The organism is Kitasatospora sp. NPDC057542 (assembly GCF_042801945.1).
In the GTDB taxonomy this organism is placed as follows: domain Bacteria; phylum Actinomycetota; class Actinomycetes; order Streptomycetales; family Streptomycetaceae; genus Kitasatospora.
The window spans coordinates 1-15,432 of sequence record NZ_JBHVFE010000034.1 but is presented as its reverse complement, the minus strand read 5'-3'; the positions used below and the strand labels follow the sequence as shown (position 1 = coordinate 15,432).

14 protein-coding genes are annotated in these 15,432 nt (G+C 72.2%); 5 read left to right on the top strand and 9 right to left on the bottom strand.

Annotated features, from left to right (window positions below):
- Positions 1 to 165 precede the first annotated feature (165 nt).
- Positions 166 to 831 (bottom strand): CatB-related O-acetyltransferase, encoded by a 666-nt coding sequence (locus ACFU7Y_RS07195; RefSeq protein WP_380766731.1) that lies wholly within the window; start codon positions 829 to 831, stop codon positions 166 to 168.
- Between the two features lie 94 nt (positions 832 to 925).
- Here ACFU7Y_RS07195 and ACFU7Y_RS07190 point away from each other — a divergent pair, with 94 nt between their 5' ends.
- The 3 genes from ACFU7Y_RS07190 (at position 926) to ACFU7Y_RS07180 (ending at position 2,848) form a co-directional block, all read left to right on the top strand.
- Complete coding sequence (locus tag ACFU7Y_RS07190; protein ID WP_224276320.1) at positions 926 to 1,576, top strand: TetR/AcrR family transcriptional regulator; 651 nt, start codon at positions 926 to 928, stop codon at positions 1,574 to 1,576.
- Positions 1,577 to 1,660: 84 nt separating this feature from the next.
- A complete protein-coding gene (locus tag ACFU7Y_RS07185; RefSeq protein ID WP_224276318.1) occupies positions 1,661 to 2,368 on the top strand; it encodes a peptidylprolyl isomerase in 708 nt (235 codons plus the stop codon).
- Positions 2,369 to 2,491: 123 nt separating this feature from the next.
- A complete protein-coding gene (locus ACFU7Y_RS07180; RefSeq protein ID WP_224276316.1) occupies positions 2,492 to 2,848 on the top strand; it encodes a MazG-like family protein in 357 nt (118 codons plus the stop codon).
- A gap of 302 nt (positions 2,849 to 3,150) precedes the next feature.
- Here ACFU7Y_RS07180 and ACFU7Y_RS07175 read toward each other — a convergent pair whose 3' ends face one another.
- The 7 genes from ACFU7Y_RS07175 to ACFU7Y_RS07145 all read right to left on the bottom strand — a co-directional run bounded on the left by ACFU7Y_RS07175 (position 3,151) and on the right by ACFU7Y_RS07145 (position 11,404).
- Entirely contained in the window at positions 3,151 to 4,461 is a 1,311-nt protein-coding gene (locus ACFU7Y_RS07175; protein ID WP_380766730.1) for a geranylgeranyl reductase family protein, read from the bottom strand.
- A gap of 231 nt (positions 4,462 to 4,692) precedes the next feature.
- Positions 4,693 to 5,388 (bottom strand): demethylmenaquinone methyltransferase, encoded by a 696-nt coding sequence (locus ACFU7Y_RS07170; protein WP_224276314.1) that lies wholly within the window; start codon positions 5,386 to 5,388, stop codon positions 4,693 to 4,695.
- A gap of 146 nt (positions 5,389 to 5,534) precedes the next feature.
- A complete protein-coding gene (locus tag ACFU7Y_RS07165; RefSeq protein WP_380766729.1) occupies positions 5,535 to 6,122 on the bottom strand; it encodes a hypothetical protein in 588 nt (195 codons plus the stop codon).
- 250 nt (positions 6,123 to 6,372) lie between these two features.
- Positions 6,373 to 7,026: a hypothetical protein gene (locus tag ACFU7Y_RS07160; RefSeq protein ID WP_380766728.1), complete on the bottom strand. Its 654-nt coding sequence runs from the start codon at positions 7,024 to 7,026 to the stop codon at positions 6,373 to 6,375.
- Positions 7,027 to 7,143: 117 nt separating this feature from the next.
- Positions 7,144 to 8,364 (bottom strand): cyclic dehypoxanthinyl futalosine synthase, encoded by a 1,221-nt coding sequence (gene mqnC / locus ACFU7Y_RS07155; protein ID WP_224276308.1) that lies wholly within the window; start codon positions 8,362 to 8,364, stop codon positions 7,144 to 7,146.
- 233 nt (positions 8,365 to 8,597) lie between these two features.
- A complete protein-coding gene (locus tag ACFU7Y_RS07150) occupies positions 8,598 to 10,352 on the bottom strand; it encodes a protein kinase (protein ID WP_380766727.1) in 1,755 nt (584 codons plus the stop codon).
- 215 nt (positions 10,353 to 10,567) lie between these two features.
- The gene (locus ACFU7Y_RS07145) at positions 10,568 to 11,404 is read right to left on the bottom strand and encodes a menaquinone biosynthetic enzyme MqnA/MqnD family protein (protein WP_224276343.1); all 837 of its coding nucleotides are present in this window, start codon (positions 11,402 to 11,404) and stop codon (positions 10,568 to 10,570) included.
- 456 nt (positions 11,405 to 11,860) lie between these two features.
- On the opposite strand from ACFU7Y_RS07145, the gene ACFU7Y_RS07140 reads away from it, so the two are divergent.
- Complete coding sequence (locus ACFU7Y_RS07140) at positions 11,861 to 12,064, top strand: cold-shock protein (RefSeq protein ID WP_189920031.1); 204 nt, start codon at positions 11,861 to 11,863, stop codon at positions 12,062 to 12,064.
- Positions 12,065 to 12,361: 297 nt separating this feature from the next.
- On the opposite strand, the gene ACFU7Y_RS07135 is transcribed toward ACFU7Y_RS07140, so the two are convergent.
- Positions 12,362 to 13,708 (bottom strand): dicarboxylate/amino acid:cation symporter, encoded by a 1,347-nt coding sequence (locus tag ACFU7Y_RS07135; protein ID WP_380766726.1) that lies wholly within the window; start codon positions 13,706 to 13,708, stop codon positions 12,362 to 12,364.
- A 470-nt stretch (positions 13,709 to 14,178) separates the two neighbouring features.
- Here ACFU7Y_RS07135 and ACFU7Y_RS07130 point away from each other — a divergent pair, with 470 nt between their 5' ends.
- Complete coding sequence (locus ACFU7Y_RS07130) at positions 14,179 to 15,387, top strand: MFS transporter (RefSeq protein WP_380766725.1); 1,209 nt, start codon at positions 14,179 to 14,181, stop codon at positions 15,385 to 15,387.
- Positions 15,388 to 15,432 lie beyond the last annotated feature (45 nt).

The following is a 15,432-nucleotide window of genomic DNA, read 5'->3' as shown; positions in this document are numbered from 1 at the left end:
CTCCGAACGGACGGAACCGGCGGGCGCGAGTACCGTACGGCGTCGGACGGACCCAGGAGCCGGGCGGAAGGCCCGGCGGTGGACGGGGCGGAGCACGGAGCAAGGGGGCGCCATCTTCGCGCACCGGGCCGCCGATGATCAATGCCCTGTCCGGGCACGGGTGGGTCAGGCGGCGAGCAGACCGTTCGCCGCGGCGATCGCCTCGATGTCGGCCGGGGTCCCGGACATGATGGCGCGGACGTGCTCGGTGACCAGCTCGGTCGGCCAGTCCCACCAGGCCGAGCGGAGCAGGCGCTCGATGTCGGCGTCGTCGAAGCGGCGGCGGATCGGGCGGGCGGGGTTGCCTCCGACGACGGTGTACGGCTCGACGTCGGAGGTGACCATCGCTCCGGCGGCGATGATCGCGCCGTCGCCGATCCGGACACCCGGGAGAACGGTGGCCCCGTGACCGAACCAGACGTCGTTGCCGACCACCGTGTCGCCCCGGCTGGGCAGGCCCGTGACGATGTCGAGGGTCCGCTCGGTCCAACTGCCGCCGAACATTGTGAAGGGGAAGGTGGAGACACCGACGGACGGATGGGCCGCGCCGGCCATCAGAAAACGGGTGCCGGCGGCGATCGCGCAGTACTTGCCGATCACCAACCGCTCGGGGCCGTACGCATAGAGGACGTTGCGCTCCTCGAAGCGGGTGGCTCCGTCGGGGTCGTCGAAGTAGGTGTACTCGCCGACCTCGATCCGCGGGTCGGTGACGAGCGGGCGCAACAGGACCACCCGGTCGTGGCCGGCGAGCGGGTGGAGGGCGGCGGGGTCGGGGATGACAGTGGCGGGCACGCGAGCTCCTCTCGTAATGCGACTTGAGTCGCATTACGATGAGCATGGCATGACCGCCACCCCTCGGCAAGCCTTAACGCGACTGGAGTCGACTTTGACTGACCCCGCCCACCTCACGCCGGAACCCCGCACCCCCACCCCGCGCCCGGGCGGCCGCAGCGCCCGGGTCCGGACGGAGGTAGTCACCGCCACGCTCGCGGAGGTCGCCGAGAAGGGATACGACGGCCTCACCGTCGAGGCGGTCGCCGCCCGCTCCGGGGTCCACAAGGCAACCCTCTACCGGCGCTGGGGCGGGGTGGACGGCCTGGTCGCCGACGCCCTGACCGCCTCCGCCGACCAGACCTGGCCACTGCCCGACACCGGAGACCTCCAGCAGGACCTCCGCCGGATCACCCAGGAGGTGTTCAGCGTCTTCACCGACCCGAAACTCGGCCCCACGCCAACCGCGCTGATCTCCGCCGCCCAGCGCTCGGACACCGGGGCGGCCGCCCTGCGCGCCTTCTTCGCGGCCCGCCACCGCCAGGCCGCCGAGGTGGTCGAACGAGCCGCCACCCGCGGCGAGTTGCCCGCCGGGACGGACGGCACCGAGGTGGTACGGGCCGCCATCGCCCCGCTCTACTACCGCCTGTTCGTCTCCGGCGAGCCGCTCGACGCCCGCACCGCCGAGCGGGCCGCTGACGCCGCCGCCCTGGCCGCCCGCGCCGGACTCTTCACGCCCACCTCGGCCACCCCCGAGCAGAACTGACACACCATCACACGACCGCCGCCCGAGGAACCACGGCCGCCCCAACCCCTACCGCATCCCCATCAGGCCGTGGATGATGCACCCATGACAACCCCGCCGTCCACCACCCCCCGGAAGGCCCGTCACGTGAAGCGCAAGCACTGGGCGCTGGTCGCCGCTGCCACCGTCCTCCCGCTCGTGGCGAGCACCGGCACCGCCTTCGCGGAAGCCCCCGCGGCCCCCGCCCCCGCCGCAGGCTGCACCTACACACCGGCCGTCCCGGCCGACAACTTCAAGGGCATCCCGGTGTTCGACGCCAAGAAGGCGGCGAAGCCCTATCGCGCGACACTGCGGACCAGCCAGGGCCAGATCACCTTCGAGGCACTGACCGACAAGGCGCCCTGCACCACCTTCTCGTTCCGGTTCCTCGCCGAGCACGACTACTTCGACCGCAGCCACTGCCACCGCCTCACCACCCAGCGGATCTACGTCCTCCAGTGCGGCGACCCGACCGGCACGGGCAGCGGCGGGCCGGGCTACTCGTTCCCGGACGAGAACCTGACCGGCGCCACCTACCCGGCCGGCACCGTGGCCATGGCCAACGCCGGTCCGAACACGAACGGCAGTCAGTTCTTCTTCGTCTGGAAGGACACCAAGCTCTCCCCCGCCTACACCCCGTTCGGCCGGATCACCGCCGGTCTGGACGTCCTCCAGAAGATCGCCGCCGGTGGCGAGGACGATCAGAACAACCCGGGCGACGGCTTCCCCAACCTCCCGGTGAACATCCGCAACGTGAAGATCAGCGCCCGCTGACCCGGCGGGCCGCACAGCCCCGGCCCGCAGCCCACCCACCCCGTCCCCGTCCCCGCTCCCGTCCCCGCTCCCGTACGGTGACAGCACACCGACGACACCGCACGGGAGCAGGAGCAGCGCCGCATGGACAGCCGGATCTGGGAGAGCGTCGACCACTTGGTCGCGTGGCTGGACGAGCAGAGCACGCAGTCGCCCCAGGAGGAGCGGCTACTGCGCATCCTCAAGCTCTCCGAGGAGGTCGGCGAGGTCGGTGCGGCGGTCATCGGCGCCACCGGCCAGAACCCGCGCAAGGGGGTCACCCACACCTGGGAGGACGTCCAGCACGAACTCTGCGACGTCATCTTCTCCGCCCTCGTCGCGCTGAGGACCCTCACCCCCGACGCGGCCCGGGTCTTCGCCGAGCGCCTCGCCTACGTCGAACAGCGCTCCGCCGACTTCCGCCGACCGGCAGAGGCCCCCCAAGCGGCCGAAGGGGTGTAGACCACAACTCCCCCGGCGAAACGCGGCTCCGTCGACATCGGCCTTGATGAAGTACGGGTGGTCGCCGTGGGCAAGGCGGTTCTGGCCCCGAACATCACCCGGCGGCTGACCGACGACATCACCCGGCACCGGGCCGCCCAGGTCCCGGTGCCTGATGCCACTGACCTGACCTGACCTGACCTGACCGGTGCCTGATGCCACTGACCGGCGTCTGACGCCACTGGTCTGACCATCAAGCCCCGAAAATGAACCGGCCGGTCCTGCGGCGAACCGGCCGGCCGTGGGCAGGCGGCAAGACGGGATCAGGCGTTCGGCGCGATCCTGGCGAGGCCGTTGATCACGCGGTCCATGGCGTCGCCGCCCTGCGGATCGGTGAGGTTGGCGAGCAGCTTGAGGGTGAAGCGCATCAGCATCGGGTGGGTGAGGCCGCGCTGGGTGGCGAGCTGCATCACCTTGGGGTTGCCGATGAGCTTCACGAAGGCGCGGCCCAGCGTGTAGTAGCCGCCGTACACGTCCTTGAGGATGCGCGGGTAGGCCTGGAGGGCACGCTCGCGACCACCGTCGGTGACCCGGGCGAGGGCCTGCACGATGACCCCGGCAGCGATCTGGCCGGATTCCATCGCGTAGGCGATGCCCTCTCCGTTGAACGGGTTGACCATGCCGCCCGCGTCGCCGACGAGCAGCAGGCCGCGGGTGTAGTGCGGCTGCCGGTTGAAGGCCATCGGCAGCGCGGCGCCACGGATCGGCTCGGTCATGTTCTCGGGCGTGTAGCCCCACTCCTCCGGCATGCCGGCGCACCAGGCCTTGAGCACCTCGCGCCAGTCCAGCTCGCCGAACGCGGGCGAGGAGTTGAGGATGCCGAGGCCCACGTTGGAGGTGCCGTCGCCCATGCCGAAGACCCAGCCGTACCCGGGCAGCAGCTTGCGCTCGCCGCCGCGGGTGTCCCACAGCTCCAGCCAGGACTCCAGGTAGTCGTCGTCGTGGCGCGGCGAGGTGAAGTAGGTGCGGTAGGCGACGCCCATCGGACGGTCCTCGCGCCGGTGCAGGCCCATGGCGAGCGAGAGCCGGGTGGAGTTGCCGTCGGCGGCGACCACCAGCGGGGCCCGGAAGGTGACCGGCCGCTTCTCGTCGCCGAGCTTGGCGGTGACGCCGACGATCCGGCCGGTGCGCTCGTCCAGGACCGGCCCGCTGACGTTGCAGCGCTCGTAGAGCCGCGCGCCGGCCTTCTCGGCCTGACGGGCCAGCAGCTCGTCGAAGTCGGCACGCTTGCGCACCAGGCCGTAGTCGGGGAAGGAGGACAGCTCGGGCCAGTCGAGTTCCAGCCGGACGCCGCCGCCGATGATGCGCAGGCCCTTGTTGTGCAGCCAGCCGTTCTCGGTGGAGACGTCGATGCCCATGTCCACCAGCTGCTTGGTGGCGCGGGGGGTCAGGCCGTCGCCGCACACCTTCTCGCGCGGGAAGGCGGTCTTCTCCAGCAGCAGCACGTCCAGCCCGGCCTGGGCGAGGTAGTACGCGGTGGTGGAGCCGGCCGGGCCCGCGCCGACCACGATGACGTCGGCCGTGCTCTCCACGGGGCTGTCCGGCTTCGTCAGATCGGCTGCGGTCTCGGACACGTGGACACACTCCTGGAACTGCGGCTGGGGGACGGCGGCTTTGTCTCCGGCAGTCTAGTTCCGCTCACGCCACCGGATGCGCCCCCGCCCCCGACCACCGCCCCGGGCCGTGGAACCCGAACCGCGAGCACCGAGTCCTGGGACCCGAACCGCGGGCCGGAGCCCCGGGATCCGAATCGCGGGGCCCGAGCCCGCGGCCCGAGCCCGGGGACCCGAGCCGTCCGAGCCCGGCTACGCGATCTTGTAGGCCCGGTGCAGCGCGACGATCCCGCCGGTCAGGTTCCGCCAGGCGACCTTCGACCAGCCGTTGTCCTGGAGCCTGGCGGCCAGCCCCGGCTGGTCCGGCCAGGCCCGGATGGACTCGGCGAGGTAGACGTACGCCTCCGGATTGCTGCTGACGGCGGTGGCCACCGGCGGCAGCGCGCGCATCAGGTACTCGGTGTAGACCGTCCGGAACGGCGTCCAGGTCGGGGTGGAGAACTCGCAGATCACCAGCTTGCCGCCGGGCTTGGTGACCCGCAGCATCTCGCGCAGCGCCGCGTCGGTGTCCTGGACGTTGCGCAGCGCGAAGGAGATCGTCACCGAGTCGAAGGTGTCGTCCGCGAACGGCAGGCGGGTGGCGTCGCCGGCGGTGAGCGCCAACTCGGGGTGGCGGTGCTTGCCCTCGGTGAGCATGCCGACCGAGAAGTCACACGGGACGACCTTCGCCCCGGCCTCGGCGAAGGGCAGCGAGGAGGTGCCGGTACCGGCCCCGAGGTCGAGCACGAGGTCCCCCGGTCCGGCGGCCACCGCCTCGGCCACCGCCCGGCGCCAGGCGCGGGCCTGGCCGAGGGAGAGCACGTCGTTGGTGCGGTCGTACTTGGCCGCGACGTCGTCGAACATGGCGGCGACTTCGTGCGGCTGCTTGTCCAGAGAGGCTCGGGTCACACCCCCATTGTTCACCCTCACACGGACACCCCGACCAACGGGGCACGCCGGCCCAGAGCCGCACCCCCCGAGCCGCACCCCCGAGCCGGAGCAGCCCGCCGCACCAGCCCGCAGGCACCGGCACCGCCGCCACCGGGCGCGCCCCGTCAGTACTGAGCGCGCCGCCCGCCCGCGCGCCGACGGCGACGGGACCGCTTGCCGTGCGTTATCGCGGGCATCCCGTCCGCCAGCGCCTCGGTCGCCAGTGCGAGGTTGACGGCCAGCTTCCCCTGCCCGCCGCGGACCGCGAGGGCCTTGTGGTGCCGCCGGATGCGCAGCACGCAGATCGCGAAGAGCACGACGGCCACCGGCACGCTGTACCGGGCCAGGCCCACGCCGACCGGCTGCGGGTAGGTGTCGCCGCAGATCCGCACCGCGCCCGGGTCGTCGGCGGCGTGTTCCAGGCAGACCCTGTCGCCGAGCTTGGCGCCGTCCGAGAGCGGCAGCGCGGCCGCCGTGTGGGGCTCTCCGTCGGCCCGGTAGCTGACGGCGCTGTAGGTGCCGCCTCCGCTCGGGAGCTGGGTGACGACCCCGTCGACTCTCACCGGGTGCGCCTCGATCCGGTCGGCCTGGTCGGCCTGGCGCCAACCGAGCAGGCACATCCCGACGGCCAGCACGGCGCTGAGCACGGCGGCGAGGTACCAACCACGGCCCAACCGCGGTGTGCGCGGTGGGGGAACGGTCGCGGTTCGCATGGTTCCTGTCCTGGCTTGCCTTCGGGGCCGGGGACACGGCCCCGCCGCCCGCGGGCGCGGGTGGTGGTGTGGTGAGGGTACGGAGTGAGCTGTCCGGGATCGTATCCGCTGGCGGGCCCTCAGGTCACGATGAACCCGCAATCACTCTCCGCGACCAGCAGCGGAGTTCGGGTGCACACGAAGGAAGTCCCGTGCGCCGCAAGGAAATCCGCCTACTGGCGAGTACGTCACACTCGACGTGACGACCGTCTCACCGCCGGCGGTACACCAACCGTCCGCCCAGCACCGTGGCCAGGCACCCGCCCGCCACCGGTTCGGCGCCCCCGTCCCCCGCGACCGCGAACACCGCGAAGTCCGCCCGGCCCCCGGCCACCACCCGCCCGTGCACGGCCTCCGCGAACGGCAGGACGGCCAACGGGTCCAGCGGCCCCGCACCTCCGCCGCCCGGCCCTCCGGGCGAACCGGAGGGAGCCGGCAGCCCCACGATCCCCGACCGCGCCACGGCCGCCCGCACCGAGGCCCGTTCGAAGGGCCCGGCCACCACTGTCACCCCGTACCCGAGCATCCGCTGCAGCCCCCGCCGCGCACTGGCCCCGCACCGCGCCTCGTCGGTGGATCCGGCCAGCCCGTCCGCCACCGGCTCGACGCCGACCTCCTCCCTCGGGTCCGGGTGGTAGGCACGTTCCAACAGCCAGTGCCCGTACGGATTGCGCAGCCCCGGGGCGAGCAGGGCCGTTCCCCAGTCCCGCACCCGGGCGCCCGGGTGCGCGGCCGTCAGCTCCCGGTACGGCCCCACCGCCTCGATCAGCTCGCCACGCACCACCACCGCCCCGTCGGCGATGGACGGGGCGGTGGGATCGGCCGGGTCGGGCAGCACGAACGCCGCCCGGTGCAGAGTCAGCACAACAGCGCCTTCGACTTCGACGGCAACGGCAACGGCAACGGCATCAGCGACACCGCCGCCGGCACCGACACCGACACGAGAAGGGCCCCACGGGAAGGGACCGCAGAGGAAGGGGACTCAGTTGTCCAGGATCTTCAGCTCGGGGTGCGCGGTGCCGCCCTCGATCGCCGTGGAGGAGATGTGTGAGGCGACCCGCGGGTCGACCGGGTCGTTGGCCGGGTCGTCCAGCACCCGCAGGTGCTCGTAGGTGGTCGAGCGCTGCGCCGGGACGCGGTCGGCGGCCCGGATGAGGTGGATCAGCTCGGTGAGGTTGGAGCGGTGCTTGGCGCCCGCCGCCGAGACGACGTTCTCCTCCAGCATCACGGACCCGAGGTCGTCCGCACCGTAGTGCAGCGACAGCTGGCCCGCCTCCTTGCCGGTGGTGAGCCAGGAGCCCTGGATGTGGGCGACGTTGTCGAGGAACAGTCGGGCGATCGCGATCATCCGCAGGTACTCGAAGACGGTGGCCTGGGTCGAGCCCTTCAGGTGGTTGTTCTGCGGCTGGTAGGTGTACGGGATGAACGCCCGGAAGCCGCCGGTGCGGTCCTGCACGTCGCGGATCATCCGCAGGTGCTCGATCCGCTCGGCGTTGGTCTCGCCGGTGCCCATCAGCATGGTGGAGGTGGACTCCACGCCGAGGCCGTGGGCGATCTCCATGATCTCCAGCCAGCGCTCGCCGGACTCCTTCAGCGGGGCGATCGCCTTGCGCGGCCGCTCCGGCAGCAGCTCGGCACCGGCGCCGGCGAAGGAGTCCAGGCCCGCCTTGTGGATCCGGGTGATGGCCTCCTCGACGGAGACGCCCGAGATCCGCGCCATGTGCTCGACCTCGGAGGCGCCCAGCGAGTGGATCACCAGCTGCGGGAAGTCGGCCTTGATCGCCGAGAACGCGCGCTCGTAGTACTCCACGCCGTAGTCCGGGTGGTGACCGCCCTGGAACATGATCTGGGTGCCGCCCAGCTCGACCGTCTCGGCGCAGCGGCGCAGGATCTCGTCGAGCTCGCGGGACCAGCCCTTGTCGCTCTTCGGCGGCACGTAGAAGGCGCAGAACTTGCACGCCGTCACGCAGACGTTGGTGTAGTTGATGTTGCGCTCGATGATGTACGTCGCGATGTGCTCGGTACCCGCGTAGCGACGGCGGCGCACCGCGTCGGCGGCGGAGCCGAGCGCGTGCAGCGGCGCCGAGCGGTAGAGCTCCAGCGCCTCCTCCGGGGTGATCCGACCACCGGCGGCGGCCCGGTCGAGCACGGCCTTCAGGTCGGTGCTGGACGCATCGAGGGTGGTCGCTGCGAGCTCGGTCACCTGGCGGCCTTCTCTCTCTCAAGTGCAACTCGGGTACGGCCGAACCAGCCTACGCCAGCACATTCCGCCGCCCGCGTCAGCCCGCTGAACTGCGCACGGGCCGCCCCCGGGCGGTCTCCGGACCGCGCCCGAGCCGCCGGTCCCGGCCGAACGTCCCGGTCGGGCGCCCCGGCCGAACGTCACAGTCAGGCGCCCCGGCCGAACGTCACAGTCGGACGCCCCGGCCGAACGTCTCAGCCGCCCGTTCCGTTCGCCTTGCGCATCGTGCCGGCCGGGTTCCCGGCCGGAGGGTCTGCGGAGGTGAAACGGATCGTCCCGTCGGACTGGAGGGTGAGGGTCTCCGCGTCGGAGCCGCCGGTGCAGGCACCGGGGATCGAGGAGCGGACCAGCCGGGACTGGAACACCAGCTCGGTGGCGGAGGCGGACTTGAGCGTCCAGGCTCCCTCACAGCTGATCGGGAGCAGTCCGGAGACGGCGTTGCGGCTGGTGGTGCTCTCCTGGCCGACCGCCGCCGGACGGATGGTGAGCGTGGTGGTCCCGCCGGGCAGTCCCTTGTCGGTGACCATGTCCCCGCTCCAGGTGCCCAGGAAGGCGGCGGGCACCATGCTCGGCCCGCCCGTCCCGGGCGGCGCCGCACCCGGGCCGGACGCCGTCGCGCTCCCGGGGGCGCCGGAGGCCGAGGCCACCCCGGAGGAGAAGGCCCCGCTCGGCAGGACGGCCCGGCCCGGATCGACGGACACCTCCGGCAGCGGCCCGGGCGAGGGCCCCGACACCGCCGGTTCGGCCCGGTGCAGCCACCCGTACAGCCCGTACCCACCGCCCCCGAGCACCACGAGCGCCGCCGCGACCGCAACCGCGATCCGGGCACTGCGCGGCCGCGCCTTCGCGGGTCCGTCCCACACACCGACGCACAGCGGCAGGTGGTCCCCCTCCCCTTCCGGCCCGACCCCGGACACGAAGGTCGGCGTCCGCATCGCACCGACCACCGCACCGGAAGCCGTCGCGCCGGAGGCCACCGCACCGGAAGCACTCGTATCCGAAGCCACCCCGCCCGAAGCCACCGCCCCCGGCTCCCCGTCCGGTTCCAGGTCCAGGTCCAACAGCTCCACCGCACTGCGACCCACCCCCGCCGCCAGCTCCGCGGGCAGCCAGCCGCCCTGCGACAGCCGGGTGGCGGCGGTGCCGTCCGGGTCCAGCCGGGCGCGGAGCTGCTGCGGGGTGGGCCGGGCGGCCGGGTCCTTGGCCAGGCAGTCGAGGACGGTCCCCCGCAGCGGCTCGGACAGCCCGGCCACGTCCGGTTCCTCGTGCAGCACCCGGTAGAGCAGGACGGCCGCGCTGACCCCCTCTCCGAAGGGGTGAACGCCGCTCGCGGCGAAGGCGAGGACGGTACCGAGCGAGAAGACGTCCCCGGCCGGCCCGACCGTCTGCCCGCTCGCCTGCTCGGGTGACATGAAGCCGGGCGAACCGACCACGTAACCGGAACGGGTGAGACCGCCGGCGGCATCCAGGGCCCGGGCGATCCCGAAGTCGATCAGCCGCGGCCCGTCCAGGGTGAGCAGCACGTTGGAGGGTTTGACGTCCCGGTGCACCAGGCCGAGCCCGTGGACGTGGGCCAGTGCCTCGGTGAGCCCGACGCCGAGCGAGCGCACGGCCGGGTCGGGCAGCGGCCCGTACGTCCGGACGGCGTCGCCGAGCGCGGGGCCCGCCACGTAGCCGGTGGCGACCCAGGGTTGTGCGCCCTCGGTGTCGGCGTCCAGCACAGGCGCGGTCCAGGCACCGCCGACCCGCCGGGCGGCGGCCACCTCCTGCCGGAACCGGGCGCGGAACTCGGCATCGTCAGCGAGCTCCGACCGCACCACCTTGACGGCGACGGTGCGCCCGCCGGCTGTCCGGCCGAGGTAGACCCGGCCCATCCCGCCCGCGCCGAGCCGCCGCAGCAGCCGGTAGCCGCCCACCTGGCGCGGATCGTCCGACCCCAGTGCCCGCATCCCCGCACGCTCCCCTCGCCCTCGCACGCGCGCCCCGCCGACCACCGACCGGCCGTCAACCGGCCGCCGTCAGCTGCCAGCTGTCGACCGGCCACCGCCCGGCCGCCGGACGCGCCTCGGGTGCAGACCGTACCGGGCCCGGCCGAGCCCCGTCCGCCCCTCGGACGGGAGCGGACGGGAACAGGGGCACGACGGAGCCCAGGGCCGAACGCGTCCTACGACCCCAGCGGCAACGCCACCGGCTCCAGCCGCCGCACCACGACGTCCGGGGCGAACCCGCTGTCGTGCGCGACCCGTCGGGCGAACTCCGCGACGCCGGCCAGCTGCCGCTCGCCGAGCGAGAAGTCGAGCGCCTCGCTGAAGTACCGCTCCAGCACGTCCGCGCCGAAGGACTCCCAGCGGGCGGCCTGCTCGGCGACCTTGGCGGCCTCCACCAGCGACAGGTCGCGGGACTCCAGGAAGGCCCGGTGCACCGCGGCGGTCAGTTCCGGGGCGCGCTCGGCGAACTCGCGCCGCACCGCCCAGACCGCGAAGACGAACGGCAGGCCGGTCCACTCCTTCCACATCTCGCCGAGGTCGTGGACGGTCAGCCCGAGGTCGGCGGCCTGCCCGAGGTAGGCGCGCAGGGCCGGGTCGCCGATCAGGACGGCGGCGTCGGCTTCGGCGAGCATCGCGCTGAGGTCCGGCGGGCAGCTGAAGTAGTCCGGGCGCACGCCCTCGCGCTCCTCCAGGAGCAGCCGGGCGAGTCGTACGGAGGTGCGGCTGGTGGAGCCGAGGGCGACCCTGCGGCCGTCGAGGTCGGCGAGCGGCACCTTGCTCACGATCAGGCAGGACATCACCGGGCCGTCGCTGCCGACCGCGATGTCCGGTAGGACCAGCAGGTCGTCCGCGTTGCGCAGGTACTCCACGCAGGTGATCGGGCCGATGTCCAGGGCGCCGCCGACGAGCTGGTCACTCAGCTTTTCCGGGGTGTCCTTGGTGAGATCCAGATCGAGCAGATTGCCGGTCCTGGCGAGCCCCCAGTAGAGGGGAACGCAGTTCAGGAACTGAATGTGGCCGACTCGCGGCCTGACCGGGGTGTTCTGCCGGGGCTCCCGCGTCCGCGCGTCCGGTGTTCGTGCTTCCGGTGCTGCCACTGCGCCGCTCCCTTGCTGTCCGTGCCTCCCCGCAGCGTATGCCTGCTGTTCGCGGCGGCTCGCACCGGCCACCCGACGCGCCCTCACGCGCCGTGGACGAGCCTTTCCACGCCCGCTCCCGCCCTTACGACACGCGCCTTCCACGCCGGAAGTGACCTCTGGTCGTCACAGCGGCCGCATGCTAGCGTTGCCCTCAGTTGCAGTTTGATTCCCCTTGCAGTACTTGAAGCCTGCGGAGCATGTAACCGCAGGCTTTTTGTAGTTTTTCAGCAATATCGAAAAATTTCGGACACGTCCGGAGGCAGGGCGATCAGCGCAGCGGACCGGGTGTCACACGGTGTGGCCCCCGACACGCATCGCAAGGAGAACGGCATGGCTCAGGGAACCGTCAAGTGGTTCAACGCTGAGAAGGGCTTCGGCTTCATCGCCCAGGAGGGCGGCGGCCCCGACGTCTTCGTTCACTACTCCGCCATCAACGCGAACGGCTTCCGTTCGCTGGAGGAGAACCAGACGGTCACCTTCGACGTCACCCAGGGCCCGAAGGGCCCGCAGGCGGAGAACGTCACCGCCGTCTGACCATCCTCTGATGATCTGATCGCTCGGGACCCGTGCGGGTCCACCGGCGGCTCCCGACAGTCGCCACCATGAGCACAAGAGCAGTACCCAAGGGGGCCCGCCCACCCGGCGGGCCCCCTGCCTTTTCGAACGCATCCGCCCGAACGTCAAACCCCGCGTTCGAACATGAAGTTCGAACATGAAGTTCGGGTGCGGAACGCATGAATGCGGAAAGGGCCCTCCCCCGTCACCGGGAGAGGGCCCTTTCCATGGCGTCGATCGAACGCCCCCTCTGGCATCCGATCGGACGTCCGGACCTCAGGCCGTGGCCGGGGCCGCCCCGCTCTGAACGGCGACGGTGGCGGGCTCCGCGTCCTCGTCGTACAGGTCCCCGGACGGGTTGTTGTACGCGGTGACGTCCAGGATCTTCTCCCGGGCGGCGACCACGATCGGCACGACGACCTGGCCGGCGACGTTGGTCGCGGTGCGCATCATGTCCAGGATCGGGTCGATGGCGAGCAGCAGGCCGACGCCCTCCAGCGGCAGGCCCAGGGTGGACAGGGTCAGCGTCAGCATGACGATCGCACCGGTGAGGCCCGCGGTGGCCGCCGAGCCGACCACCGAGACGAAGGCGATCAGGATGTAGTCCTTGATGCCCAGCTCGATGTTGTAGACCTGGGCGACGAAGATCGCGGCGACGGCCGGGTAGATCGCGGCGCAGCCGTCCATCTTGGTGGTGGCGCCGAACGGCACGGAGAAGGACGCGTACTCGCTCGGAACGCCGAGCCGCTCGGTGACGCGGCGGGTGACCGGCAGGGTGCCGACCGAGGAGCGGGAGACGAAGGCCAGCTGGATCGCGGGCCAGGCGCCCTTGAAGAAGTGCAGCGGGTTGAGCCCGGCGGCGAAGCGCAGCACCAGCGAGTAGACGACGAACAGGACCAGCGCGCAGCCGACGTAGATGTCCAGGGTCAGCGTGGCGAAGGGCTTGAGCAGGTCCCAGCCGTACTTGGCGACGGACTTGCCGATCAGGCCGAGGGTGCCGAGCGGGGAGAGCCGGATGACCCACCACAGCGCGGTCTGGGTCAGCTCCAGCACGGACTCGCTGAGCCTGAGGACCGGCTCGGCCTTGGCGCCGAGCTTGATGATCGCCGCGCCGACCACGACCGCCAGGAAGACGATCTGGAGCACGTTCACCTTGGCGAAGGAGTCGACGATGTTGGTCGGGAAGATCCCGGTCAGGAAGTCGATCCAGGTGCCCTTGGAGTCGAGCGCCTTGAGGCCCTCGGTCTTCAGGTTGGTGCCCTCGCCCGGGTTGGTCAGCAGGCCCAGGCCCAGGCCGATGCCGACCGCGATCAGCGAGGTGATCATGAACCAGAGCAGCGTGCGGGTGGCCAGGCGGGCCGCGTTGGTCACGTTGCGCAGATTCGCAACGCTCACCACGATCGCGGTGAACACCAGCGGCGGGACGGCCAGCTTGAGCAGCTGGACGAAGATCTTGCCGATGGTCTCCAGGGTGGTGGCCAGCCAGGAGATGTCGGCGGCCCGGGCCAGGTAGCCGAGGCCGACACCGAGCACGAGGCCGGCGACGATCTGCACCCAGAAGGGCGTCTTGCGGACACGGGCGAGCACGGACGGCGACGAGGTCGCCTCGGGCGCTGTGGACATGGGGGAGCGTCTCCGGGGGAGGGCGTTGCTGACGGTGAGGTGGGGGCGGAGCAGGCGGCACGGCGCGGGGCCGGACGGAAGAGGTCGGACCCCCGGTCAGGGGCGTGCCGCCGCGGTACAGCTCAAGGAAGTACAGCGCTTGGCGCGACAACGGCGCGGGCTGTCCACAGCACCGGTCAGAGCGCACGGGCGGGCGGCGCCGGGCAGCGGGCCCGGGCCGTGCGTCCGCAGTGCGTCTGAGGCTGTCATGCCCGATACGTTAGCAGCAAAGGTTTGAGATGTTCAAAGTACTTGTTTGAGGTCACGCAGAGTCCCTGCCCACCCCGGGCCCGCCGCGAACCCCAACTCCGGACACGAACGAAGCTGACGCCCCATCAGATCGACTCGACAGTCCGATTGACCGCTGAACGGTTATACGTATAACTTTGGCGGCGTCCCCGCCCCTGCCTGCCCACCCGGAGAGGACGCCGATGGGCTACCTCGCCCTGCTCCGTGCCCCGCACGTCACCCGCCTGCTGCTCGGCACCCTGCTCGGCCGTCTGCCCGCCGGCATGACCGCCCTCGTCATCGCCCTCGCCCTGCGCGACGCCGGGGTGGCGTACGGCCGGGTCGGACTGGCCACCTCCGCCTACGCGATCGCCGCCGCCGTCGGCGGGCCGGTGCTCGGCCGGATCGTGGACCGCACCGGACAGCCGCGCGTCCTGCTCGCCTCCGCCGTGGTCGCCGGCGGCGGGTACGCGCTGCTCGCCCTCGACCCCGGCTCCGCGATCGGCGCACCGGTCGGCGCCGCGATCGCCGGCCTCGCCATGCCCCCGCTGGAGCCCTGCCTGCGCTCGCTCTGGCCGGACGTGGTCGAGGAGAAGCAGCTCGACACCGCGTACGCCTTCGACTCCGCCTCCCAGCAGATCCTCTACGTGGCCGGCCCGCTGGCCGTCGCCGCCATCTCCGGGCTGTTCAGCCCGGTCGCCGCACTCTGGGTGGCCGCCGGACTGGGACTGGCCGGCGCGCTGATCGTGGCCACCACCGGGCCCGCACGGGCCTGGCGCGCCCCGGCACGGGAGCAGTCCGCCGGACTGCTCGGGCCACTGCGCTCCCCCGGGCTGGTGCTGCTGTTGGTCGGACTGGCCGGGGCCGGTTGGGCGGTCGGCGCGCAGAACGTGCTGTTCATCGCCTATGCCGAGCAGCACGTCGGCACCCTGCCCGGCGGCGGAGGCACCCTGCTGGCGCTGGCGGCACTCGGCGGCCTGCTCGGCGCACTCGCCTACGGCGCGGTCAAGTGGCGGCAGACCACCGCCACCCGCACCTGGATGATGGCCCTCGCGATGGCCGCCTCCTACCTGCCGCTGATCGCCTTGCCCGGGCCGTACCCGATGGCCGCGCTGGCCTTCCTCTCCGGAATCATGCTGGCCCCGCTGCTGGCGGCGGCGTTCGTGCTGGTCGCCGAACTGGCGCCGACCGGCACCGTCACCGAGGCCTTCGCCTGGCTGGTGACGCTGTTCGCCACCGGCAACTCGCTCGGCTACGCCGTCTCCGGCAAGCTCGCCGAGGGCTCGCTGCGCCCGGTGGCGCTGTGCGCGGTGGGTGGGATCGCGCTCGGCGGGCTGCTGCTGTTCGGTGCCCGGCGCTGGTTCCACCCGGCGCCGCTCGCCCCCACCGCGCAGCCCGTCCCGGTGGGCTGACCCACCCCCACGAACGACTGCGCCCGCCGGTGGTCTGGCCGGCGG